The sequence below is a fragment of the Sodalis sp. RH19 genome (genome assembly GCF_047324215.1).
GTDB lineage: Bacteria > Pseudomonadota > Gammaproteobacteria > Enterobacterales > Enterobacteriaceae > Acerihabitans.
Map to the genome: position 1 here is coordinate 4,563,130 of NZ_CP178734.1, position 23,584 is coordinate 4,586,713.

General features: G+C 55.1%; 21 protein-coding genes. All 21 read left to right on the top strand.

The features are described from left to right. The first annotated feature begins 61 nt into the window (after positions 1-61). Positions 62-520, top strand: coding sequence for an FMN-binding protein MioC (gene mioC, locus ACL2XF_RS20540; protein ID WP_413721764.1), 459 nt, complete (start codon positions 62-64; stop codon positions 518-520). A gap of 374 nt (positions 521-894) precedes the next feature. Beyond that, the gene (gene mnmG, locus ACL2XF_RS20545; RefSeq protein WP_410012836.1) at positions 895-2,784 is read left to right on the top strand and encodes a tRNA uridine-5-carboxymethylaminomethyl(34) synthesis enzyme MnmG; all 1,890 of its coding nucleotides are present in this window, start codon (positions 895-897) and stop codon (positions 2,782-2,784) included. A gap of 42 nt (positions 2,785-2,826) precedes the next feature. Then, positions 2,827-3,447 carry a 16S rRNA (guanine(527)-N(7))-methyltransferase RsmG gene (gene rsmG / locus ACL2XF_RS20550; RefSeq protein ID WP_413727443.1) on the top strand — a complete coding sequence of 207 codons (621 nt, stop codon included), beginning with the start codon at positions 2,827-2,829 and terminating at the stop codon, positions 3,445-3,447. A 634-nt stretch (positions 3,448-4,081) separates the two neighbouring features. Then, complete coding sequence (gene atpI / locus ACL2XF_RS20555) at positions 4,082-4,462, top strand: F0F1 ATP synthase subunit I (RefSeq protein WP_410012837.1); 381 nt, start codon at positions 4,082-4,084, stop codon at positions 4,460-4,462. An 8-nt stretch (positions 4,463-4,470) separates the two neighbouring features. Then, positions 4,471-5,292, top strand: coding sequence for a F0F1 ATP synthase subunit A (gene atpB, locus ACL2XF_RS20560; RefSeq protein WP_410012838.1), 822 nt, complete (start codon positions 4,471-4,473; stop codon positions 5,290-5,292). Between the two features lie 49 nt (positions 5,293-5,341). Further along, the gene (gene atpE / locus ACL2XF_RS20565; RefSeq protein ID WP_132924133.1) at positions 5,342-5,581 is read left to right on the top strand and encodes a F0F1 ATP synthase subunit C; all 240 of its coding nucleotides are present in this window, start codon (positions 5,342-5,344) and stop codon (positions 5,579-5,581) included. 63 nt (positions 5,582-5,644) lie between these two features. Continuing rightward, positions 5,645-6,115, top strand: a complete 471-nt coding sequence (atpF, locus tag ACL2XF_RS20570; protein WP_410012839.1) for a F0F1 ATP synthase subunit B — start codon at positions 5,645-5,647, stop codon at positions 6,113-6,115. Between the two features lie 14 nt (positions 6,116-6,129). Beyond that, positions 6,130-6,663 (top strand): F0F1 ATP synthase subunit delta, encoded by a 534-nt coding sequence (gene atpH, locus ACL2XF_RS20575; protein ID WP_410012840.1) that lies wholly within the window; start codon positions 6,130-6,132, stop codon positions 6,661-6,663. Positions 6,664-6,675: 12 nt separating this feature from the next. After that, the gene (gene atpA, locus ACL2XF_RS20580; RefSeq protein ID WP_410012841.1) at positions 6,676-8,217 is read left to right on the top strand and encodes a F0F1 ATP synthase subunit alpha; all 1,542 of its coding nucleotides are present in this window, start codon (positions 6,676-6,678) and stop codon (positions 8,215-8,217) included. Between the two features lie 50 nt (positions 8,218-8,267). After that, the gene (atpG, locus tag ACL2XF_RS20585) at positions 8,268-9,134 is read left to right on the top strand and encodes a F0F1 ATP synthase subunit gamma (RefSeq protein ID WP_410012842.1); all 867 of its coding nucleotides are present in this window, start codon (positions 8,268-8,270) and stop codon (positions 9,132-9,134) included. A 33-nt stretch (positions 9,135-9,167) separates the two neighbouring features. Then, on the top strand, positions 9,168-10,550 hold the full coding sequence (gene atpD / locus ACL2XF_RS20590) for a F0F1 ATP synthase subunit beta (protein WP_410012843.1): 1,383 nt from the start codon (positions 9,168-9,170) through the stop codon (positions 10,548-10,550). A 20-nt stretch (positions 10,551-10,570) separates the two neighbouring features. Next, on the top strand, positions 10,571-10,993 hold the full coding sequence (locus ACL2XF_RS20595; RefSeq protein ID WP_410012844.1) for a F0F1 ATP synthase subunit epsilon: 423 nt from the start codon (positions 10,571-10,573) through the stop codon (positions 10,991-10,993). Positions 10,994-11,331: 338 nt separating this feature from the next. Beyond that, positions 11,332-12,711: a bifunctional UDP-N-acetylglucosamine diphosphorylase/glucosamine-1-phosphate N-acetyltransferase GlmU gene (gene glmU, locus ACL2XF_RS20600; protein ID WP_413727444.1), complete on the top strand. Its 1,380-nt coding sequence runs from the start codon at positions 11,332-11,334 to the stop codon at positions 12,709-12,711. A gap of 277 nt (positions 12,712-12,988) precedes the next feature. Next, positions 12,989-14,821: a glutamine--fructose-6-phosphate transaminase (isomerizing) gene (gene glmS, locus ACL2XF_RS20605; RefSeq protein WP_410012846.1), complete on the top strand. Its 1,833-nt coding sequence runs from the start codon at positions 12,989-12,991 to the stop codon at positions 14,819-14,821. A 557-nt stretch (positions 14,822-15,378) separates the two neighbouring features. Next, the gene (locus ACL2XF_RS20610; RefSeq protein ID WP_413727445.1) at positions 15,379-17,070 is read left to right on the top strand and encodes a solute:sodium symporter family transporter; all 1,692 of its coding nucleotides are present in this window, start codon (positions 15,379-15,381) and stop codon (positions 17,068-17,070) included. Beyond that, positions 17,067-18,581 carry a sulfatase-like hydrolase/transferase gene (locus ACL2XF_RS20615; RefSeq protein ID WP_413728841.1) on the top strand — a complete coding sequence of 505 codons (1,515 nt, stop codon included), beginning with the start codon at positions 17,067-17,069 and terminating at the stop codon, positions 18,579-18,581. Before ACL2XF_RS20610 ends, ACL2XF_RS20615 begins: the two co-directional genes overlap by 4 nt. Next, on the top strand, positions 18,556-19,173 hold the full coding sequence (locus ACL2XF_RS20620) for a Crp/Fnr family transcriptional regulator (RefSeq protein WP_410012848.1): 618 nt from the start codon (positions 18,556-18,558) through the stop codon (positions 19,171-19,173). The genes ACL2XF_RS20615 and ACL2XF_RS20620 overlap by 26 nt, the downstream gene beginning before the upstream one ends. A gap of 60 nt (positions 19,174-19,233) precedes the next feature. Then, positions 19,234-20,466 (top strand): anaerobic sulfatase maturase, encoded by a 1,233-nt coding sequence (locus ACL2XF_RS20625; protein WP_413727446.1) that lies wholly within the window; start codon positions 19,234-19,236, stop codon positions 20,464-20,466. Between the two features lie 156 nt (positions 20,467-20,622). After that, positions 20,623-21,663, top strand: a complete 1,041-nt coding sequence (gene pstS / locus ACL2XF_RS20630) for a phosphate ABC transporter substrate-binding protein PstS (RefSeq protein ID WP_410012850.1) — start codon at positions 20,623-20,625, stop codon at positions 21,661-21,663. A 62-nt stretch (positions 21,664-21,725) separates the two neighbouring features. Next, entirely contained in the window at positions 21,726-22,685 is a 960-nt protein-coding gene (pstC, locus tag ACL2XF_RS20635; protein WP_410012851.1) for a phosphate ABC transporter permease PstC, read from the top strand. After that, entirely contained in the window at positions 22,685-23,578 is an 894-nt protein-coding gene (gene pstA / locus ACL2XF_RS20640) for a phosphate ABC transporter permease PstA (RefSeq protein WP_410012852.1), read from the top strand. Before pstC ends, pstA begins: the two co-directional genes overlap by 1 nt. Positions 23,579-23,584 lie beyond the last annotated feature (6 nt).

Sequence of the window (23,584 nt, forward strand, 5' to 3'; positions counted from 1 at the left end):
CAGGTAGATCCCAGGCGATACACAGCGTACAATATCGGCTCTTTGATCAGACGGAAAGAATATGGCCGATATAACGATCGTCAGTGGCAGCACCCTGGGCAGCGCCGAATACGTGGCGGAACACCTTGCCGGTATTCTTGAAAATCAGGGGTTTACCGCCACTGTGCTGCACGGTCCCGAATTGGAAGAGATGGCTCTGGAAGGCCTGTGGCTGATCGTATCCTCGACCCACGGCGCCGGGGATCTGCCGGATAATTTGCAGCCGCTGTTTGAACAACTGGAAACCGAGCAGCCGTCGCTGGCCAATGTTAGATATGGCGCGGTCGGCATCGGCAGCAGTGAATACGATACCTTTTGCGGGGCGATCGATGCTATCGATCGTCACATGATCGCGCGCGGCGCGGTGCGCATCGGCGAAATATTAAAGATCGATATCACGCAACATGAAATTCCCGAGGATCCGGCGGAAGAATGGGCGGAAAGCTGGATCGACTTAATAAAAACTAAAAAAGATCGCTGATTTTTTGTGTATAAGTATGCTTAAAACCCGCCTATAACCGGTACTTATCCACTGTATAACCCTTGTTCGTTTTTCAATCAGTGGATAAGTACCGATCTTGATCCCAGCTTATACCGTTTGGGATCACCGATCATTCACAGCAAACGATCGTCAGCAACGATCTGATATTGCGGCTGTTTAAAGGCTTATCCACAGAGGATCGCGATCATAGTAGTAGACTTAATAAAGAGATCTTTAAATAAAAAGATCTTTCTTTAATTACCTGCGGATCCCCAGGGCTTGTATCACCCGCAAAGTTGAGTAGAATCCACTTTCCCAACCGCCCTTGACGATCGTTCGCCCCAGGCGATGGCCCCATGCGAGGAAGAGTTATCATGTTTTATCCCGATCAATTTGACGTCATCATCATCGGCGGCGGCCATGCCGGCACCGAAGCTGCCATGGCGGCGGCCAGGATGGGCCGCAAGACCCTGCTGTTGACGCATAATATTGATACGCTTGGACAAATGTCCTGTAATCCGGCAATCGGCGGGATAGGCAAAGGCCATTTGGTCAAGGAAATCGACGCCATGGGCGGCCTGATGGCCAAGGCGATCGACCTGGCGGGGATACAGTTTAGGATACTAAACGCCAGCAAAGGGCCGGCGGTGCGCGCCACCCGTGCCCAGGCGGATCGGCTGCTGTATCGCCTGGCGATCCGAACCGCATTGGAGAACCAGCCCAACCTGATGATCTTCCAGCAGGCGGTGGAAGATCTTATCGTCGAAAACGATCGCGTGGTCGGGGCGGTGACCCAGATGGGCCTGAAATTCAGGGCCAGGGCGGTGGTACTGACCGTCGGGACTTTCCTGGACGGCAAGATCCACATCGGCATGGATCATTACAGCGGTGGCCGGGCGGGCGATCCGCCGTCGATCTCATTGTCCAAACGTCTGCGTGAGCTGCCGTTCCGGGTAAAACGCCTGAAAACCGGCACCCCGCCGCGCCTGGACGCCAGAACCATCGACTTCAGCCAGCTGGCGACCCAGCAGGGCGATGTGCCGTTACCGGTATTCTCGTTTATGGGCTCGGTTGAACAGCATCCGCGCCAGGTGCCTTGTTATATTACCTACACCAATGAGAACACCCATGAGGTGATCCGGCAGAACCTGGATCGCAGCCCGATGTACGCCGGCGTCATCGAAGGCGTGGGACCGCGCTATTGTCCTTCCATCGAAGACAAGGTCATGCGTTTTGCCGATCGCGACTCCCATCAGATTTTCCTTGAACCTGAAGGGCTGACCAGCAATGAGGTTTATCCCAACGGCATTTCCACCAGCCTGCCGTTTGATGTGCAGATGAAAATCGTGCATTCGATGAAAGGACTGGAAAACGCCGCCATCGTTCGGCCCGGCTATGCCATCGAGTATGATTTTTTTGATCCGCGCGATTTGAAGCAGACGCTTGAGAGCAAATACATTGCCGGATTATTCTTCGCCGGGCAGATCAACGGTACCACCGGCTACGAAGAAGCCGCCGCCCAGGGCATGCTGGCGGGCATCAACGCCGGCCGCCTGGCCAATGACCAGGAAGGGTGGTTCCCACGCCGCGATCAGGCCTATCTGGGCGTGCTGGTGGATGATCTTTGCACCCTGGGCACCAAGGAACCCTATCGTATGTTTACCTCGCGCGCTGAATACCGGCTGCTGCTGCGCGAGGATAACGCGGATTTACGCCTGACCGAAACCGGCCGGCAGCTGGGGCTGGTGGACGATGAGCGTTGGGCGCGCTTTAGCGAGAAACTGGACAATATCGAGCGGGAGCGCCAGCGCCTGCGCGACGTCTGGGTTAATCCCCGCACCGCCGAGGTTGAACAGATCAACCTGCTGCTTAAGGCGCCTTTGTCACGCGAAGCCAGCGGCGAAGAACTACTCAGGCGTCCGGAGATGACTTACGGCGTCCTGACCGGGCTACCGATGTTTTCGCCCGCGCTTACCGATCCGCAGGCGGCGGAGCAGGTGGAAATCCAGATTAAATATGCGGGTTACATCACCCGTCAGCAGGAAGAGATCGACCGCCAGCTGCGTAATGAAAATACCCTGCTGCCGGCGGAGCTGGATTACCGGCAGGTATCAGGCTTGTCCAATGAAGCGATCGCCAAGCTTAACGATCACAAACCCAATTCCATTGGGCAGGCCTCACGCATTTCCGGCATCACCCCGGCGGCGATTTCCATTTTGCTGGTATGGCTGAAAAAGCAGGGCATGCTGCGCCGCAGCGCCTGAGATGACATGTCCGCCACCCCGCTTATTTTTAAGGATCCCGCCATGCTGGCCAAACTGGAAGTCTTACTCAACGCCGCCGGCATTGCGCTGCCCGATGGGCAAAAGCGGCAGCTGGTACGCTACGTTGAACTGCTGGATAAATGGAACAAGGCGTATAACCTGACGTCAGTGCGCGATCCAGCGCAAATGCTGATCCGCCATATCCTGGATAGCATCGTGGTCGATCCGCATCTGCGCGGCCGGCATTTTATCGATGTGGGCACCGGCGCCGGCTTGCCCGGCATTCCGCTGGCCATCGTCCGCCCCGATTCCCGCTTTACCCTGCTCGATAGCCTGGGCAAGCGCATTCGCTTCCTGCGCCAGGTGCAACACGAACTGCGGCTGAACAATATCGAACCGGTGCAGAGCCGGGTGGAGGACTATGCGCCGGTCACGGGTTTTGACGGCGTTATCAGCCGCGCCTTTGCTTCGGTGGGCGATATGCTGGCCTGGTGTCATCATTTGCCCGCCGTGCCGGCAGGCCGTTTTTATGCGCTGAAAGGGCAGGTGCCGGCGGAGGAATTGTCCGCGTTGCCGGAAAAATACGTGCTGGAATCAGTGATTACGCTGTCCGTGCCGCAATTGCAGGGCGAGCGGCATTTAGTGGTGATCGGGGTGCGTTAAATTTGTTTTTTATCAATAAAAGATTGAATAGAATTATCGCGGTTTTTGCCGGACGGCCGCATTTCCCGGCGGTGTAATTTCAAATCTCGGTTACTTAAATTTTACATTATTTTATCATATTGTATTGTCGCTCATTTAGTTCTAAGGCTAATAGTCACTGTGTAAAATATATGTGTCCAAAAATGTCAGTGATATTACCGCCGGCTTTGGCGGAGAATAAGCCGCCTCATCACACTCCGGCGCGATTGTGATGATATAAGGCTTTTTAAGGACACGTTAATATATAACTGTTTGAAAATTAATGTGTTTTTATAGTTATTTTAATCAGAGGCAAAAAAAGCCCGCCGACGAGCCATAAAAATTAGCGAACTATAACGTGATCAGACGCACAGTTTCAGAAGCAATAATTGCCCAAGCAGTATAAAGTTATGCATGGTATCATTCCCGCGCTTTAGCGGGGAAAACGGGTAAAACGAAGGAATTTAAATTATTGTTCACCTTTTCGCTACTTATGCATTGAATTCGTAGTGTCTACCCGTATAATTTGCACGTTTTTCGCTACTTGACTCATCGCGCTAAAGGCAGTTTTATACACCTTCAGCCTGACCGGAACAGGTATGGGGGAAGTGAAATAATGTCCTTTTCCCTCTACAGTGGGAAAGTTGCTGGAAAAGTGTTGTTTATCCAGTTATTGACGTTGGGCCTGCTGGGCGCGTTGTTCGCCTTGCGCAGCCCGCAGTGGGCCGCATCCGCCCTGGGCGGAGGATTGGCGGCCTGGCTGCCGAACGTGTTGTTTGTACTCTTTACCTGGCGCCATCAGGTGAAAGTTCCGGCCGCGGGGCGTGTTGCCTGGTCTTTTGCCATCGGAGAGGCGCTCAAGGTCGTCGCTACCATAGCTTTGCTTATCGTAGCGCTTGGGATGTTCAGGGCCGCGTTTGTTCCATTGGGCCTGACCTATTTATCGGTGCTGATTGTGCAGATATTGGCACCGGCCGTAATTAACAACAAAGGGTAAGAGGCATCATGTCTGCATCAGGAGAAATCTCTACTCCACAGGAATACATAGGCCACCACCTGAACAACCTTCAGTTGGACCTGCGTACTTTTGAACTGGTTAATCCCCATAACGGCCCGGCAACATTCTGGACGCTGAACATTGACTCCATGTTCTTTTCCGTTCTGCTCGGCGTGATTTTTATTACGATTTTCTCGCGCGTCGCCAGAAGGGCTACCAGCGGCGTTCCCGGTAAACTGCAGACGGCGGTTGAACTGATTATCGGGTTTGTCGACGGCAGCGTGCGGGATATGTTCCACGGTAAAAGCAAACTTATCGCGCCGCTGGCGCTGACCATCTTCGTCTGGGTTTTCCTGATGAACCTGATGGATTTGCTGCCTATCGATCTGCTGCCGACCATCGCCGAGCGTTATATGGGACTACCGGCGCTGCGCGTGGTGCCTTCCGCCGACGTGAATATCACCATATCCATGGCGCTGGGGGTCTTTATCCTCATTCTCATCTATAGCGTGCGGATGAAAGGGATCGGTGGTTTTGTCAAAGAACTCACCATGCAGCCGTTTAACCATTGGGCGTTTATACCCATCAACCTGATTCTCGAAGGCGTGAGCTTACTGTCCAAACCAGTTTCCTTAGGCCTTCGGTTGTTCGGCAATATGTATGCGGGTGAGTTGATCTTCATTCTGATTGCCGGTCTGTTACCGTGGTGGTCGCAGTGGATCCTGAATGTGCCCTGGGCCATTTTCCACATACTGATCATTACGTTGCAAGCCTTTATCTTTATGGTGCTGACGATTGTCTATCTAGCGATGGCGTCCGAAGAACACTGATATTTTTACAATACTGTTGCGTTTAATCTGAAACAAACTGGAGACTGTCATGGAAAACCTGAATCTCGATCTGCTGTACATGGCTGCCGCTGTGATGATGGGTCTGGCGGCAATCGGTGCTGCGATCGGTATCGGCATCCTGGGTGGTAAATTTTTGGAAGGTGCAGCGCGTCAGCCGGATCTGATCCCTCTGCTGCGTACTCAGTTCTTTATCGTTATGGGTCTGGTCGACGCCATCCCGATGATTGCCGTGGGTCTGGGACTGTACGTGATGTTTGCCGTAGCGTAGTGTGTAGCATTGCGTGAAATTAATACAACATCAAACCGTTAACTTTATAAGAGGCATTGTGCTGTGAATCTTAACGCAACAATCCTCGGCCAGGCCATCGCGTTCATCCTGTTTGTCCTGTTCTGCATGAAATACATATGGCCGCCGCTTATCGCAGCCATAGAGAAGCGTCAGAAAGAAATTGCTGATGGCCTCGCTTCTGCGGATCTGGCGAAAAAAGAGGTGGATATCGCGCAAGCCAATGCGACCGATCAACTGAAGAAGGCCAGAGCCGAAGCCCAGGCAATCATCGAGCAAGCCAACAAGCGCAAAGCTCAGATTATGGACGAAGCGAAAGCGGAAGCGGAAGACGAACGTAACAGAATCGTAGCGCAGGCTCAGGCAGAAATTCAGGCCGAAACCAAACGGGCTCGTGAAGAGCTGCGTAAACAGGTCGCGCTGCTGGCTTTAGCGGGTGCCGAGAAGATCATCGAACGTTCCGTGGATGAAGCTGCCAACAGCGACATCGTAGATAAACTGGTCGCTGAACTGTAGGGAGGGAGGGGCTGATGTCTGAATTAGTAACGGTAGCTCGCCCCTACGCCAAAGCAGCTTTTGACTTTGCCGTCGAGCATCAAAGCGTTGAACAGTGGCAGGCTATGCTGTCGTTTACCGCCGAGGTTAGCCGCAACGATCAGATGGCTGAACTGTTATCCGGTGCGGTTGCACCAGAAACACTGTCGGAAACGTTTATCGCGGTATGCGGCGATCAACTCGACCAGGCGGGCCAGAATCTTATCAAGGTCATGGCCGAAAACGGACGATTAGCAGTTTTGCCGGATGTGCTGGAACAGTTTATGGAGATGCGCGCCGCGCACGAATCGACTGTGGAAGTGGACGTCATTTCCGTAAGCCATCTAAAAGACGAGCAACTGGCGAAAATTACTGCCGCGATGGAACAACGTCTGTCACGCAAAGTTAAGCTGAATTGCAAAATTGATAAGTCTGTCATTGCCGGCGTGATTATTCGCGCGGGCGATATGGTGATAGATGGCAGCGTACGCGGTCGTCTCGAACGACTGGCAGACGTATTGCAGTCTTAAGGGGACTGGAGCATGCAACTGAATTCCACCGAAATCAGCGAACTGATCAAGCAGCGCATTGCTCAGTTCAATGTGGTGAGCGAAGCTCACAATGAAGGTACTATCGTTTCCGTGAGTGACGGGATTATCCGTATTCACGGCCTGGCCGAAGTCATGCAGGGTGAAATGATCGCCCTGCCGGGCAACCGCTTCGCTATCGCCCTGAACCTGGAACGCGACTCCGTCGGCGCCGTGGTGATGGGACCCTATGAAGACCTGGCCGAAGGCATGAAGGTCAAGTGCACCGGCCGCATTCTGGAAGTGCCGGTTGGCCGTGGCCTGCTGGGCCGCGTGGTCAACACGCTGGGCGCGCCCATCGATGGCAAGGGCCCGGTAGAGAACGACGGTTTTTCCGCCGTCGAGGCTATTGCGCCGGGCGTTATCGAACGCCAATCCGTGGATGAGCCGGTACAGACCGGTTATAAATCCGTGGATGCCATGATTCCCATCGGCCGCGGCCAGCGCGAGCTGATCATCGGCGACCGCCAGACCGGTAAATCGGCCCTGGCGATCGATGCGATTATCAATCAGCGCGAATCCGGCATCAAGTGCGTCTATGTCGCCATCGGCCAGAAAGCCTCCACCGTGGCGAACGTCGTGCGCAAGCTGGAAGAGCACGGCGCCCTGGCCAATACCATTGTCGTGGTCGCCACCGCGTCCGAATCCGCCGCCCTGCAATACCTGGCGCCGTATTCAGGCTGCGCCATGGGCGAGTATTTCCGCGATCGCGGCGAAGATGCGCTGATCATCTATGATGATTTGTCCAAACAAGCCGTGGCTTACCGTCAGATTTCCCTGTTGCTCCGTCGTCCGCCTGGACGTGAAGCCTATCCCGGGGACGTATTCTATCTTCACTCCCGTCTTCTGGAACGCGCGTCGCGCGTCAACGCCGAATACGTAGAAGCCTTTACCAAGGGTGAAGTGAAGGGCAAGACCGGCTCGCTGACCGCATTACCGATCATCGAAACCCAGGCGGGCGACGTTTCCGCGTTTGTTCCGACCAACGTGATTTCCATCACCGATGGCCAGATCTTCCTGGAATCAAGCCTGTTCAACGCCGGTATTCGTCCCGCCGTTAACCCCGGTATTTCCGTATCCCGTGTGGGCGGCGCAGCCCAGACGAAGATTATGAAAAAACTGTCGGGCGGTATTCGTACGGCTTTGGCTCAGTACCGTGAGCTGGCCGCGTTCTCCCAGTTTGCTTCCGATCTGGATGAAGCAACGCGTAAGCAGCTGAATCATGGACAAAAAGTGACCGAACTGTTGAAGCAGAAACAATATGCTCCCATGTCGGTATCGCAGCAGTCCCTGGTGTTGTTCGCCGCTGAACGTGGTTACCTGGAAGACATCGAACTGGCAAAGGTCGGCGACTTCGAGGCCGCGCTGCTGGCCTACGTAGACCGCGAGCAAGGCGATTTGATGCAACAAATCAACCAGACCGGCGCTTATAACGATGAAATCGAAGGCAAGCTGAAAGGCATCCTCGATAACTTCAAGGCAACCCAGTCCTGGTAACGCGCTATGGCCTGTTTCGGCAGGCCATGACGCCATGAGGAGAAGCAGAGATGGCCAGCGCCAAAGAAATACGTACTAAGATCGCCAGCGTGCAAAACACGCAGAAGATCACCAAAGCGATGGAGATGGTTGCCGCATCCAAAATGCGCAAATCGCAGGAGCGTATGGCGGCCAGCCGTCCTTATGCAGAAACTATGCGTAATGTGATTGGTCACCTTGCTTTGGGAAATCTGGAATATAAACATCCTTACCTGGAAGAGCGCGACGTCAAGCGCGTCGGGTATCTGGTGGTGGCCACCGACCGTGGTCTGGCCGGCGGCCTGAACATTAACCTGTTCAAAAAAGTGCTGACGGACATGAAAGCCTGGAGTGAAAAGGGCGTTGATGCGGAACTGGCGCTGATCGGCTCCAAGGCGGTGTCGTTCTTCAACGCCGTCGGCAGCAACGTGGTTGCCCAGGTCACCGGCATGGGGGATAACCCCACGCTGTCTGAACTGATTGGGCCGGTTAAAGTCATGCTGCAGGCGTATGACGAAGGCCGCCTGGATAAGCTCTATATTGTCAGCAACAAATTCGTTAATACCATGTCCCAGGTACCGCAACTGCTTCAGGTCCTGCCCTTGCCGCCCGCGGAAGATGGGGAAGAGCTGAAGAAGAAAACCTGGGATTACCTGTATGAACCCGATCCCAAGGCGCTGCTGGATACATTGTTGCGCCGTTATGTGGAATCGCAGGTTTATCAGGGCGTCGTTGAAAACCTGGCCAGCGAACAGGCCGCGCGAATGGTAGCGATGAAAGCCGCAACGGATAACGGTGGCAACCTGATCAAAGAGTTGCAACTTGTTTACAATAAGGCTCGTCAATTCAGCATCACTCAGGAACTCACCGAGATCGTTTCGGGAGCCGCCGCGGTTTAGGTTTAGGGTTACGAATTACGTAGAGGATTCAAGATGGCTACTGGAAATGTTATCCAGGTTATCGGCGCCGTGGTTGACGTCGAGTTCCCGCAGGATGCTGTACCTAAGGTGTACAACGCCCTTGAAGTGGAAAACGGCGCCGCCAAATTGGTGCTGGAAGTAGAACAGCAGTTAGGCGGCGGCGTTGTCCGTTGCATCGCCATGGGCTCGTCCGACGGTCTGCGTCGCGGCCTGAAAGTGACCAACCTGGAACGTTCGATCGAAGTGCCGGTGGGTAAAGCCACGCTGGGCCGCATCATGAACGTGCTGGGCGAACCGGTCGATATGAAAGGCGAGATCGGCGAGGAAGAACGTTGGTCCATCCATCGTCCGGCGCCGAGCTATGAAGATTTGTCCAGTTCGCAGGAACTGCTGGAAACCGGCATCAAGGTTATCGACCTGATGTGCCCGTTTGCCAAAGGCGGTAAAGTCGGCCTGTTCGGCGGCGCCGGCGTTGGTAAAACCGTCAACATGATGGAGCTTATCCGTAATATCGCCATCGAGCATTCCGGTTATTCGGTGTTTGCCGGCGTGGGCGAACGTACCCGCGAAGGGAACGACTTCTACCACGAAATGACCGATTCGAACGTTATCGACAAAGTATCCCTGGTGTACGGCCAGATGAACGAGCCGCCGGGAAACCGTCTGCGCGTGGCGCTGACCGGGCTGACCATGGCGGAAAAATTCCGTGATGAAGGCCGCGACGTCCTGCTGTTTATCGATAACATTTATCGTTATACCCTGGCCGGGACCGAAGTATCCGCGCTGCTGGGCCGTATGCCTTCAGCGGTAGGCTACCAGCCGACGCTGGCGGAAGAAATGGGCGTGCTGCAAGAACGCATCACCTCCACCAAAACCGGTTCCATCACCTCGGTACAGGCGGTATATGTGCCTGCGGATGACTTAACCGACCCGTCGCCGGCGACCACCTTCGCCCACCTTGACGCCACCGTGGTATTGAGCCGTCAAATCGCCTCACTGGGTATCTACCCGGCGGTTGACCCGCTCGACTCCACCAGCCGTCAGCTGGATCCGTTGGTTGTCGGCCAGGAACACTACGACGTGGCCCGTGGCGTGCAGTCCATCCTTCAGCGTTATCAGGAGCTGAAAGATATTATCGCCATCCTGGGTATGGACGAACTGTCAGAAGATGACAAACTGGTGGTGTCCCGCGCACGTAAGATCCAGCGTTTCTTGTCGCAACCGTTCTTCGTCGCCGAAGTGTTCACCGGTTCGCCGGGTAAATATGTTTCCCTGAAAGACACTATCCGCGGCTTTAAAGGCATCATGGACGGTGAATACGATCACCTGCCCGAGCAGGCGTTCTATATGGTCGGTTCCATTGATGAAGCAGTGGAAAAAGGCAAGAAACTGTAACGCTGTGATAGGAGGGTGATATGGCTGCAAATACTTACCATCTGGATGTCGTCAGCGCGGAACAGAAAATGTTTTCCGGGCTGGTGGAAAAAATCCAGGTGACGGGAAGCGAAGGCGAACTGGGGATTTTTCCCGGCCATGCCCCGCTGCTCACTGCCATTAAGCCCGGTATGGTGCGTATCGTCAAAGAACATAACGAAGAAGAGTATATCTACCTGTCGGGGGGCATCCTCGAGGTGCAACCGGACATCGTTACCGTTTTGGCCGATACCGCCATTCGTGGCAAAGATCTTGATGAAGCGCGCGCAATGGAATCCAAGCGCATGGCGGAAGAGCATATCAATAATTCACATGGTGACGTGGATTATGCTCAGGCCTCGGCCGAACTGTCCAGGGCCATCGCCAAGCTGCGGGTCATTGAATTGACCAGAAAAGCAATGTAATCAAGCTAGTGTGATTAAAAAGCCAGTCCTTTGTGACTGGCTTTTTTATTGGAATTCATTCTCTTCCACGCATAGAGTGTCACAACTTGACGCTCTTATTTTTCGATCTGAAATAAGTTTCACCTTCTTCGCCTACCTAAACCGCTAATTCCAGCCTGTACCTGCGGTAATTGGCCCCGAAACGCCCACTATTTCCGCATTGCGTCCTAAACCGGGTAAAATGATCCCGGCTTACGTCATTATGCGGCCATAATGTGTTTTTCGGCCCAAAATATGTGGTAATCCCTTCTCTGAACGGGTTTACTTTCGTCTATTGAATCAGGTTCATCAGGATGGTTATGTCGAATCGATTGATGAGCGTAGTGATCCTTGCCGCCGGCAAGGGCACCCGCATGTATTCCGATCTGCCCAAGGTCTTGCATCCGTTGGCTGGCAAACCGCTGGTCAGGCATGTTATTGACGCCGCCGCCGCCCTGGGCGCGGCGCGTATCCATTTGGTTTACGGCCACGGCGGCGAGCGACTGCGGCAGGCGTTGGCCGGCCCTGGTCCGGAACTGAGCTGGGTATTGCAGGCCGAACAGCGCGGCACCGGCCATGCCATGCAGCAGGCGGCGCCGTTTTTCCAGGATGATGAAGATATCCTGATGCTGTACGGCGATGTGCCGTTGATAGCGCCGTCAACCCTTGAGCGCCTGGTGGCCGCCAAGCCCGAGGGCGGTATCGGCCTGCTGACCGTTACCCTGGACGATCCCACCGGCTATGGCCGCATCGTGCGGGAAAACGGCCGGGTATGCGGTATCGTCGAGCACAAAGACGCCGACGAGGCGCAGCGGGGCATCCGCGAAATCAATACCGGCATCCTGGTGGCCAACGGCGCCGACCTGAAGCGCTGGTTAAGCCGGCTGACCACCAATAACGCCCAGGGAGAGTATTACCTTACCGATATTATCGCCCTGGCCTGGGGCGAGGGCCGGCGTATCAATACCGTTAACCCCGATCGCCTAAGCGAAGTGGAGGGCGTGAATAATCGTTTGCAGCTGGCAACCCTTGAACGGGTTTTTCAGCGCCAGCAGGCCGAGAATCTGCTGTTGGCCGGGGTCATGCTGCTCGACCCGGCGCGCTTTGATTTGCGCGGCGAGCTGACGCACGGCCGCGATGTGACCATTGATACCAATGTCATTATCGAGGGCCGGGTATCCTTGGGCAATAATGTGGTTATCGGTACCGGCTGCGTATTAAAAGACTGCGACATCGGCGATAACGTGGTGGTCAGCCCCTACACGGTCATGGATCAAGCCCGGCTGCGTGCGGACTGTACCGTCGGGCCGTTCGCTCGGCTGCGGCCCGGGGCGGAGCTGGAAGAGGGCGCCCATGTCGGCAATTTTGTCGAGATGAAAAAAGCGCGCCTGGGGCGCGGATCCAAGGCCGGGCACCTGAGCTACCTGGGTGATGCGGAAATTGGCGCCGGTGTGAATATCGGCGCCGGCACCATTACCTGCAATTATGACGGCGCCAATAAACACCAGACCGTGATCGGCGATGATGTCTTTGTCGGCTCGGATACCCAACTGGTGGCGCCGGTTACCATAGGCAACGGCGCCACCATCGGCGCCGGCACCACAGTTACGCGCAGCGTGGCGGAAAACGAACTGGTGCTTAGCCGGGTGCGGCAGGTGCATATCACCGGCTGGCAACGGCCGGTTAAAAAGCATCGTTAATAGTATTACGCGCGGTTTGTCCAATCTGGGCATGAGCTTGCCGCGGGTATGATGCGCAATGAGAGTAAAGCCTGGCGCCGGGATGAGAGATAGGGCGTCTTTACGATCTTGCCCATCATGCCCGTTATCATGGTTTTGTCAGCCATTTTCACGAGAGTGGCTGACAAAACATAATAATCCCCAGTTCTACAGGCTCGGGGAAACCGGAAAAACCGGTCTCTGTCAGGTCAAAGACATCGATACGGCGGAGCATGCCGTTCATTTAGGAATAACACTGATGTGTGGAATAGTAGGCGCGGTTGCGCAGCGTGATATTGCCGAAATCCTGTTAGAGGGATTACGCCGGCTAGAGTATCGTGGGTATGATTCCGCCGGCCTGGCGGTGGTGGATAACGAGGGGCATTTGCAACGGCTGCGCCGGGTCGGCAAGGTTGCCGCGTTGTCGCAGGCGGCGGCGGAGCATCCGCTGACCGGCGGCACGGGCATCGCCCATACCCGTTGGGCCACCCACGGGGAACCCTCGGAGAATAATGCCCATCCCCATGTCTCCGGGCATATCGTGGTGGTGCATAACGGTATCATCGAAAACCATGAACCGCTGCGTAAACTGCTGGTGGAGCGCGGCTATGTATTCGCGTCCGAAACCGATACCGAGGTTATCGCCCACCTGGTGCATTGGGAACAGCGCCAGGGCGGCGGCACGCTGGCTGAAGTGATCCTGCGCGTGATCCCGCACCTGCGAGGCGCCTATGGCACAGTTATCATGGACAGCAAGGACCCCAGCGTGCTGGTGGCGGCGCGATCCGGTAGTCCGCTGGTGATTGGCCTGGGCGTGGGCGAAAACTTCCTGGCGTCCGATCAGCTGGCGCTGCTGCCGGTCACCCGCCGGTTTATGTTCCTGGAAGAGGGCGATATCGCCGAAATTACCCGCCGCACGGTGCGCGTATGGGATACGCGCGGCAACCCGGTGCAACGGGCGGAGATTGAGTCCCAGGTAAAATACGACGCCGGCGATAAGGGCATCTATCGCCACTACATGCAAAAAGAGATTTTTGAACAGCCGCAGGCGATTAAAAACACCCTGGCGGGCCGTTTTTTACACGGCCAGATCACCTTATCCGAACTGGGCGAGGCCGGCGATCGTTTGCTGGAGCAGGTACAGCATGTGCAAATCATCGCCTGCGGCACCTCCTACCATTCGGCCATGGTATCGAAATACTGGTTCGAGGCGCTGGCCGGCGTGCCCTGCGATGTGGAAATCGCCTCCGAGTTCCGCTATCGCAAATCCGCCGTGCGGCCGGGCAGCCTGATCATTACCCTGTCGCAATCCGGCGAAACCGCCGATACCCTGGCGGCCCTGCGCCTGACCAAAACCCTGGGCTACCTCGGCTCGCTGGCGGTGTGTAACGTGGCCGGCTCCTCGCTGGTGCGCGAATCCGATCTGGCGCTGATGACCCGCGCCGGGACGGAAATCGGCGTGGCTTCCACCAAGGCCTTCACCACCCAGTTAACGGTATTGCTGATGCTGGTGGCGCGCCTGGGCCGCCTGAAGGGCATGGATAGCCAGGTCGAGCAGCAGATTGTGCATGCGCTGCAGGCCCTGCCGGCCCGTATCGAGCAAATGCTGGCGCTGGATAAGCCGATTGAACAGCTGGCGGAAGGGTTCTCTGATAAACATCACGCCCTGTTTCTCGGGCGCGGCGAGCTTTACCCCATCGCCATGGAAGGCGCGCTGAAGCTCAAGGAAATTTCGTATATCCACGCCGAAGCCTATGCGGCGGGCGAGCTGAAACACGGCCCGCTGGCGCTGATCGACGCCGATATGCCGGTAATCGTTATTGCCCCCAATAATGAATTGCTGGAAAAACTCAAGTCGAACATCGAGGAAGTGCGCGCCCGCGGCGGCCTGTTATATGTCTTTGCCGAAGAGAACGCCGGTTTTACCGACAGCGAAAATATGAAAATCATCCCGCTGCCGCACGTAGAAGAGATTGTGGCGCCGATATTCTACACGGTGCCGTTGCAGCTGCTGGCGTATCATATTGCGCTGATCAAAGGCACGGATGTCGACCAGCCGCGTAATCTGGCAAAATCGGTGACGGTGGAGTAACCCCGCGTCTGCGGCGGCACCTAAGCCGCCGCTTGCAAAGTGATCGCAAAAACCGACACAGCGTTAATCGGATCCGGTGGGGATGGCAAAGCCCCAGCGGATTTTTTTTTGCCCGATCACACCCCAATAAATCCTTTTCCTTATATTGATATTGCAAATGCGTAATTCAAATAAGCTTAATTAATTTACGCATGGTTATTTACGAGAAACTTCTTGTTCCCACCCGGAATATAACAATAATGATTATGTGAGCGGGGTCATGCCGGCTTATGACAACGGTCATAAAAATAGGGTGCTGAAAAGTGTAAAACATCTGTCATGTCAACAATACACTATTACCGGCTTGTCTGGCCTGCGACGACTTTCTCCTGGGTTTTTACCGCGGGAAATGCCGCCTGACGTGCGGCATGGTTCCGCTCGCCGCTTGCCTGTACCGAACGGAATAATCGTAACGGCTTAAGCTGCGCATTTCTCTCATTAATCGACCGCCCACTATTCTGATTTTATTGGAAGGGTCACATCTATGCTGATATTTTTATAACTAAAAGGTGCGATTTATGAATAGCCTACAGATATTTTCTTTTGTATTTTTTACGTGCCTTGTCGCTATTGTTACCTGGTGGAAAGTAAGGAAAAACGATACCCATACCCAGCAGGGCTATTTCCTGGCCGGTCGTTCCCTTAAAGCGCCAATAATTGCCGCATCGCTGATGCTGACCAATCTTTCAACGGAACAATTGGTCGGCCTGAGCGGACAGGCCTATAAATTCGGCATGTCGGTGATGGCATGGGAGGTGATTTCAGCTATTCCCCTGGTCCTGCTGGCGCTGGTGTTTTTACCGCGTTATTTGCAGCGGGGCATTATTACCATTCCGGATTTTATCGAAGAACGCTACGACAAAACCACGCGTATTATGGTGGACTGCTGTTTTTTAATCGCCACCGGCGTCTGTTTTCTGCCCATAGTACTCTACTCCGGCTCGCTGGCGCTCAACAGCCTGTTTCATTTCAGCGACCTTACCGGGCTGAGCCAGGGCAGCGCGACGATAGTCATGGTGATAGCCCTTGGCGCGATAGGCACCCTGTACGCGGTTATCGGCGGACTGCGCGCGATTGCCGTCGCCGATGTCGTCAATGGCATCGGCCTGGTGATTGGCGGGCTGATGGTGCCGTTTTTCGGGCTGATGGCGCTTGGCGGCGGCAGTGTTATCGCCGGCCTGAATACACTGACGGCGGATCATGCCGAGCGCCTCAACTCCATCGGTGGCGCCCATGACCCGGTGCCCATCGGCGCCGCCTTGACCGGCCTGGTGCTGGTGAATACCTTTTACTGGTGTACCAACCAGGGCATCGTCCAGCGTACCCTGGCCGCCAAGAACCTGGCCGAAGGGCAAAAAGGCGCGCTGCTGACGGCGCTGCTGAAAATGCTCGACCCGATAATCCTGGTCCTGCCCGGCGTTATCGCCTATCACCTGTATCAAGGGCTGCCCAAGGCGGATATGGCCTACCCGGTGCTGGTCAACCAGATCCTGCCCGCGCCCCTGGTCGGTTTTTTCGGCGCCGTGCTGTTCGGCGCCATTATCAGCGTGTTCAACGGGTTTTTAAACAGCGCCAGCACCTTATTCAGCATGGGTATCTACAGCCGTATTATCAATCCTGACGCCACGTCCAAAAAACAGGTGTTGGTGGGGCGTTATTTCGCCCTGATCCTGGCGCTGGTGTCGGTGGTGGTAGCCCCCGGCATTGCCAATGCCCCCGAAGGATTATACAGCTGGATGAAGCAGCTTAACGGGGTGTACAACGTTCCCCTGGTCACCATTATCATCATGGGGTTCTTTTTCCCGCGTATCCCGGCCATGGCGGCCAAGCTGGCGCTGCTGTTAGGTATCGTCAGCTATATCCTGATCAATTACGTTTTCCATTTCCCTATTCATTTCCTGTATGTGCTGGCGATAACGTTTTGCCTGAACGCGTTGGTGATGCTGGTTATCGGTAAACTTGCGCCGCGCGCCACCCCGTTTGTCTTCCATGATTCCCTGGCGGTGGATATGTCGCCGTGGCGGTCGGTAAAAATCGCCTCCGTCGGCGTTATTGCGGCGATGATATTTATTTATGCCTTTCTCGCCCGCTTCGGTGGCTGGCACAGCCTCTGGTTATGCTGGATCGCGGGCATAACCGTTGTCGCCATTTCCGGCTGGCTGATATTCGCCGGTTTGAGAAAAACCAAAACCCGGGAGGAAATCGCCTGATGCAACCTAATATTATTTTTATCATGACCGATACGCAGGCCACCAATATGGTCGGGTGCTATACCGGCCTTCCCCTGCATACCGAGCATATCGATGCGCTGGCCGGGCGCGGGGCCAAATTCAATTCGGCATTTACCACCGCGCCGCTGTGCACCCCGGCGCGCGCGGGCCTGTTCACCGGCCTGTATTCCAACCAAAGCGGTCCCTGGACCAATAATCTGGCGCCGGGTAAGAATATGCGCACCCTGGGCAACTATTTTCAGGATGCCGGCTGGCAAACCGCCTATATCGGTAAATGGCATCTTGATGGCCACGACTATTTCGGCACCGGCATCTGTCCGCCGGAATGGGCGGCGGAATATTGGTACGATGGCGCTAATTACCTGCATGACCTGCCGGAAGAAAAAATCAGCTTATGGCGCAACGGGCTGAATTCAAAGGAAGAACTTGAACAACATCAGATTGATGATGAATTTACCTGGGGCTATCGCATCAGCCAGCGCGCGATACATTTTATCGATAAGCAGCGCCTGCGGCGCGAGAAACCGTTCCTGCTGGTGCTTTCTTACGATGAGCCGCATCATCCCTTTACCTGCCCGCCGCGTTATCTCGACCGTTTTGCCGATTTCCATTACCCGCTGGGCGCAAAAGGAACCGATGATCTCAGCGATAAACCGATGCACCAGCGTTTGTGGGCCAGGGCGATGCCGTCGCCGGTAACGGATGGCGCCACCTATCATCATCCGATTTATTTTGCCTGCAATGATTTTGTCGACGACCAGATAGGACGCGTGCTGAACCACCTTACCCCCGACGAATGGGAAAATACCTGGATAGTGTATACCTCCGATCACGGTGAAATGATGGGAGCGCATCAACTTATCAGCAAAGGCTCGGCAGGCTATGACGACATCTGCCGCATTCCCTTTATCATCCACGGGCCCGGCCTGCCGGCGCGGGAGATTGATACACCGGTGAGCCATATCGACCTGTTGCCGACGTTATTATCGATTGCCGGTATCCCGGTGCCGCCGTCGCTGCACGGCGAAAGCCTGCTGCCTATGCTGTCGTCGGCGGAGCGGGAACGGGAGCGGTCGGTCATGGTGGAATTTAACCGTTATGAAATAGAACATGACAGCTTCGGCGGTTTTATCCCGATGCGCGCCTGGGTCACCAATGATTTAAAACTGGTGATTAATCTGTTTGACGATGATGAACTCTATGACCGGCGCAACGATCCCGAGGAACTGATAAACCTGATTGGCCGGGACGACTATGCGGAACGGCGTAATGCATTGCATGATAGCTTAGTAGACTATATGGATAGTATTCGCGATCCGTTTCGCAGCTATCGCTGGGCCATGCGCCCGTGGCGGCCCGACAGGCATGAGCAATGGCTGGGCGCGTTTCGTCCTAAACCGGATGATTACGTCTCGCCGGTGGTCAGGGATTATGATACCGGCCTGCCGACCAAGGGAGTAAAAATTGAGGAAAAAAGACAAAAATTCTGAGGATGGGGACGAGGGCCGCGCCGTATTCGCAGAATTGTCCGGCAGCGAACACGCCATGTTTACCCGGCTGGATCAGTTGCCGAAGCAAACGCGCATTTATCCCCAGGAGGATGAGGCCCTCTCTTTTTATTACCTGCACAGTGGATTGGTGGGGCTGTACCATATGCTGGAGAACGGTAAGGTGTGCCTGATCCGCCTGTTTGGCCCCGGTGATTTTTTCGGCTACCGCAGCCTGTTCGGTAATACGTTTTACCACTGTTCCTCGCGCGTGCAGCGCACCGCTACGGTAACGCGCATTACCCCCTATCAGCCGCAGCGGTTTTTATGCCGCTATCCGCGCCTGAATGTCTATTTGTTCATGCGGCTGGCGCGTGATCTGGGCGAGGCGGAAAAAAGGCTGGCCAGCATGGCCTACGATAAATCCCAGCAACGGGTATTACTGGGCATTCACTATTTATACCGGCAATGGCCGGGCTATGAATGGACCTGGCGTGAAATTGCCGAATACGCGGGTTGCGAAACGGAAACCGCCATCCGCCATGGCAGTGAGCTCAAGCTACAGGGACTGTTGCCGGATGAATTTACCGGTTAACTGCCGCCGCTGCCGGTGCGGCATGGTATTTGACGCGCAATATTGTTTGGAGTCGCGGTTATGAAACGCCCGTTTTCCCTGATGGCGAAACCCACCAGTTATCAATGCAATATTCACTGCGATTATTGTTTTTATGTGGACAAAAAAAATACCCTGTTACCCGCCGGAGCATCGGCGTCGAAGCATATGGCCGACGATGTGCTCAGGGAATTTATTAAGCAGTATATTGACGCCAGCGCTGGCGACGAGGTCATGTTTGCCTGGCAGGGCGGCGAGCCGACCCTGGCCGGAATTGACTTTTATGCCGCCGCGCTGCGCTATCAGCAGCGTTACGCACGGGGAAAAAGGATTACCAACAGCATGCAAACCAACGGCGTATTGATAAACGATCAATGGGGCCGTTTTCTTGCCGATAATCATTTCCTGCTGGGTATTTCCGTGGACGGCACCGCCAGGCTGCATAATCATTATCGCCATACCGCCAGCGGCCGGCCGGTATTTGACAGCGTGATCAACGCCATCCGGATATTTAAGGAATATCATATAGATTACAACGTATTGAGCGTGGTGAACGATAAAACCGCCCAGGCGCCGCTGGAAATATATCTTTTTATCACGCAAGAGCTGGGCGCGCAGTATGTGCAATTTATCCCGGCCGTGGAACAAAGGTTGTCCGGAGCCGCGCGGGGGGAATTGATTTATCCCCGGTCGACGGCGGATAAAACGCTGACGCCATGGTCGGTGAGCGGCGAAGCCTACGGCACGTTTATCAATACCCTGTTTGACTACTGGGTACGGCATGATGTCGGCACGGTGTTTGTGCAGCTATTCGATAATGCGCTGGCCGCCTGGTGCGGCGTGATGCCAAGCCTGTGCGTGATGCAGCCCACCTGCGGCCAGGGCCTGGTCGTCGAGCAGAACGGCGATATCTATAGCTGCGATCATTTCGTCTACCCTGAGCATAGACTGGGCAATCTGATGACAGGGAACCTGGCCGCCATGGCCGGTGGGAAAAAACAGCGCCAGTTCGGCCAGCTAAAAGCCAATGTGGCGACGCCGTGTTTGTCATGCGACTATCGGTTTGCCTGTCACGGCGGCTGTCCTAAGCACCGTATTCACCGCATCGGGGGCCAGTGGCATAATCATCTTTGCCCCGGCTATAAAGCTATTTTTTCCCATATCGCGCCCTATATGGCGTATATGGCCGGCGAACTGGCGCACCATCGGCCGGCCGCCGGCATTATGCGCGATATTGATCGGATTGCGGAGGCGGGGATTGAAAAAAAAGGCTAATATGCCATTAAAATAGGTACCCATCCCGGTGTCATAAAAATGTCATATTACCGACATGTATCTGTAACCTAATTGTCCTATTTTCCCTCCTGCAGCAATTATAATAATTGAAGAAAACGGCCATGGGCCGATTTTAAATATCCCACAGGAGGGATTATGAGACTGATGCATACCACCGTTGCCAGTGTTGTAGCAGCTACGTTCGCCCTGGCGAGTATTTCTTCGTTCGCTGCCGCCAACCTGACAGGTGCCGGCGGCACATTCCCCGCCCCGGTTTATGCTAAATGGGCTGATACCTATCAAAAAGAAACCGGCGTAAAGGTTAACTACCAGGGCATCGGTTCTTCCGGCGGCATTAAACAGATTATCGCCAATACCGTTGATTTCGGCGCGTCCGATGCTCCTTTAAGCGATGGCGACCTGAAGAAAGAAGGTTTATTCCAATTTCCGACCGTGATTGGCGGCGTGGTGCTGGCCATCAACGTACCGGGAATCAAAAGCGGCGAACTGACCCTGGACGGCCATACCCTGGGTGAAATTTACCTGGGCAACATCAAAAAATGGAACGACCCGGCCATCACCAAGCTGAACCCGGGCCTGAAGCTGCCTGATCAGAATATCGCCGTGGTACGCCGCGCCGATGGTTCCGGCACGTCGTTTGTCTTCACCAGCTATCTGTCCAAGGTGAATGCGACCTGGAAAGAAAAAATCGGCGCCGGTTCCACGGTTAACTGGCCGGTCGGACTGGGCGGCAAGGGCAATGACGGCATCGCCGCCTTTGTCCAGCGTTTGCCGGGTTCCATCGGTTATGTGGAGTACGCCTACGCTAAGCAGAACAACCTGGCCTACACCAAGCTGATTTCCGCCGACGGCAAGCCGGTAATGCCGACGCAGGATAACTTCAGCGCGGCGGCGAAAGGCGTCAACTGGCAGCAATCTTTTGCCCAGGATCTGACTAACCAGAAGGGCAACAATGCCTGGCCGATCACCTCCACCACGTTTATTATGTTGCATACTACCCAAACCAAGCCTGAGCAGGGCCGCGAAACCCTGAAATTCTTCGATTGGGCCTACAACAAGGGTGCCGACCAGGCTAACGCCCTTGACTACGCCACCTTGCCAAAGGACGTGGTCGAACAGATCCGCGCCGCCTGGAAGGCCAATATCAAAGACAGTAACGGTAAAGCGCTCTACTAAGTCCTTGTGTTTCGTCCCTTCCCTTACGGGAAGGGATTACGAACCAACAAAAAGAGTACTCTATGGCTGACAATACGCCGGCACGGCATGCCCCCGGTAAACAAGGCGACCTGATATTCGGTACGTTGGTCAGGTTGGCCGCATTGATTACCTTATTGATGTTGGGCGGAATTATCGTTTCGCTGATTGTCGCTTCGTGGCCGAGCATGGAAAAGTTCGGCTTCGCGTTCCTGTGGACCAAGGAGTGGGATCCGCCCGGTGAAAAATTCGGCGCGCTGGTTCCTATCTACGGCACCCTGGTGACCTCTTTTATCGCGTTGCTGATTGCCGTTCCGGTCAGCTTCGGCATCGCCCTGTTCCTTACCGAGCTTGCCCCCAACTGGTTGAAGCGTCCCCTTGGCGTCGCCATTGAGCTGTTGGCGGCCATCCCAAGCATTGTCTACGGCATGTGGGGGTTGTTTGTTTTTGCTCCCCTGTTCGCCCAGTATTTTCAACAGCCCCTGGGCGATGTGATGTCGACCATCCCTTTTATCGGCGTCCTGTTTTCGGGGCCGGCGTTTGGTATCGGCATCCTGGCCGCCGGTATTATCCTGGCTATCATGATCATCCCGTATATTGCCGCCGTGATGCGCGATGTGTTTGAGCAAACGCCGGTGTTGATGAAGGAGTCGGCCTACGGTATCGGCTGCACCACCTGGGAAGTGATCTGGCGTATCGTGCTGCCCTTCACCAAAAACGGCGTGATCGGCGGCGTGATGCTGGGCCTGGGACGGGCGCTGGGCGAAACCATGGCGGTGACCTTTATCATCGGCAATACCAACCAGCTGGACAGCATTTCCCTGTTTAGCCCGGGCAACAGCATTACCTCGGCGCTGGCCAATGAGTTCGCCGAAGCCCAGGCGGGTCTGCATACCGCCGCGCTGATGGAGCTGGGGTTAATCCTGTTTGTGATTACCTTTATCGTGCTGGCCTGCTCCAAATTCATGATAATGCGCCTGGCGAAAAACGAGGGGGTCAAATAATGGCGACCGTCGAGCACCAAATGACCCATACCGCGCCACAAATGGAAGCGCGGCGTAAAATGCAGTCCTGGCGGCGGCAGAAGAACCGTCTGGCGCTGTTATTATCCATGATCACCATGGCCTTCGGCCTGTTCTGGTTATGCTGGATCTTGCTGACCACGGTAAGCCGGGGTTTTGACGGTATGTCGCTGGCGTTGTTTACCGAAATGACGCCGCCGCCCAATACCGCCGGCGGAGGGCTGGCCAATGCCCTGGCCGGCAGCGGATTGCTGATTCTCTGGGCCACTGTTTTCGGCACGCCCCTGGGCATCATGGCGGGGATTTACCTGGCGGAATACGGGCGTAAGTCCGCGCTGGCGGAAGTGATCCGTTTTATTAACGATATCCTGCTGTCCGCGCCGTCCATCGTTATCGGTTTGTTTGTCTATACGCTGGTGGTGGCGAAAATGGAGCATTTCTCCGGCTGGGCCGGGGTGATCGCCCTGGCGCTGCTGCAGGTGCCGATTGTTATCCGTACCACGGAAAACATGATGCGGCTGGTGCCCGATACGCTGCGTGAGGCTGCCTATGCGTTGGGTACGCCGAAATGGAAAATGATTTCCGCCATCACGCTTAAGGCCTCGGTTTCCGGCATCATCACCGGCGTATTGCTGGCGGTGGCGCGCATTGCCGGCGAAACGGCGCCGCTGCTGTTTACCTCGCTCTCCAACCAGTTCTGGAGTACCGATCTCATGCAGCCCATCGCCAACCTGCCGGTGACGATTTTCAAATTCGCCATGAGCCCGTTTGCCGAATGGCAACAGCTGGCCTGGGCCGGCGTGCTGCTGATTACCCTGTGCGTGCTGTTGCTGAACATTATCGCGCGGATTATTTTCGCCAAAAAAACCTATTAAGCGTCA

What these genes read in the sequence shown, in the direction of transcription:
- pstS (WP_410012850.1), top strand. Translation starts at nt 20,623, where the DNA reads ATGAGACTGATGCATACCACCGTTGCCAGTGTTGTAGCAGCTACGTTC.
- atpH (WP_410012840.1), top strand. Translation starts at nt 6,130, where the DNA reads ATGTCTGAATTAGTAACGGTAGCTCGCCCCTACGCCAAAGCAGCTTTT.
- atpD (WP_410012843.1), top strand. Translation starts at nt 9,168, where the DNA reads ATGGCTACTGGAAATGTTATCCAGGTTATCGGCGCCGTGGTTGACGTC.
- atpI (WP_410012837.1), top strand. Translation starts at nt 4,082, where the DNA reads ATGTCCTTTTCCCTCTACAGTGGGAAAGTTGCTGGAAAAGTGTTGTTT.
- atpE (WP_132924133.1), top strand. Translation starts at nt 5,342, where the DNA reads ATGGAAAACCTGAATCTCGATCTGCTGTACATGGCTGCCGCTGTGATG.
- atpA (WP_410012841.1), top strand. Translation starts at nt 6,676, where the DNA reads ATGCAACTGAATTCCACCGAAATCAGCGAACTGATCAAGCAGCGCATT.
- ACL2XF_RS20625 (WP_413727446.1), top strand. Translation starts at nt 19,234, where the DNA reads ATGAAACGCCCGTTTTCCCTGATGGCGAAACCCACCAGTTATCAATGC.
- ACL2XF_RS20610 (WP_413727445.1), top strand. Translation starts at nt 15,379, where the DNA reads ATGAATAGCCTACAGATATTTTCTTTTGTATTTTTTACGTGCCTTGTC.
- pstC (WP_410012851.1), top strand. Translation starts at nt 21,726, where the DNA reads ATGGCTGACAATACGCCGGCACGGCATGCCCCCGGTAAACAAGGCGAC.
- mioC (WP_413721764.1), top strand. Translation starts at nt 62, where the DNA reads ATGGCCGATATAACGATCGTCAGTGGCAGCACCCTGGGCAGCGCCGAA.
- atpG (WP_410012842.1), top strand. Translation starts at nt 8,268, where the DNA reads ATGGCCAGCGCCAAAGAAATACGTACTAAGATCGCCAGCGTGCAAAAC.
- pstA (WP_410012852.1), top strand. Translation starts at nt 22,685, where the DNA reads ATGGCGACCGTCGAGCACCAAATGACCCATACCGCGCCACAAATGGAA.
- atpB (WP_410012838.1), top strand. Translation starts at nt 4,471, where the DNA reads ATGTCTGCATCAGGAGAAATCTCTACTCCACAGGAATACATAGGCCAC.
- glmU (WP_413727444.1), top strand. Translation starts at nt 11,332, where the DNA reads ATGTCGAATCGATTGATGAGCGTAGTGATCCTTGCCGCCGGCAAGGGC.
- glmS (WP_410012846.1), top strand. Translation starts at nt 12,989, where the DNA reads ATGTGTGGAATAGTAGGCGCGGTTGCGCAGCGTGATATTGCCGAAATC.
- rsmG (WP_413727443.1), top strand. Translation starts at nt 2,827, where the DNA reads ATGCTGGCCAAACTGGAAGTCTTACTCAACGCCGCCGGCATTGCGCTG.
- mnmG (WP_410012836.1), top strand. Translation starts at nt 895, where the DNA reads ATGTTTTATCCCGATCAATTTGACGTCATCATCATCGGCGGCGGCCAT.
- ACL2XF_RS20595 (WP_410012844.1), top strand. Translation starts at nt 10,571, where the DNA reads ATGGCTGCAAATACTTACCATCTGGATGTCGTCAGCGCGGAACAGAAA.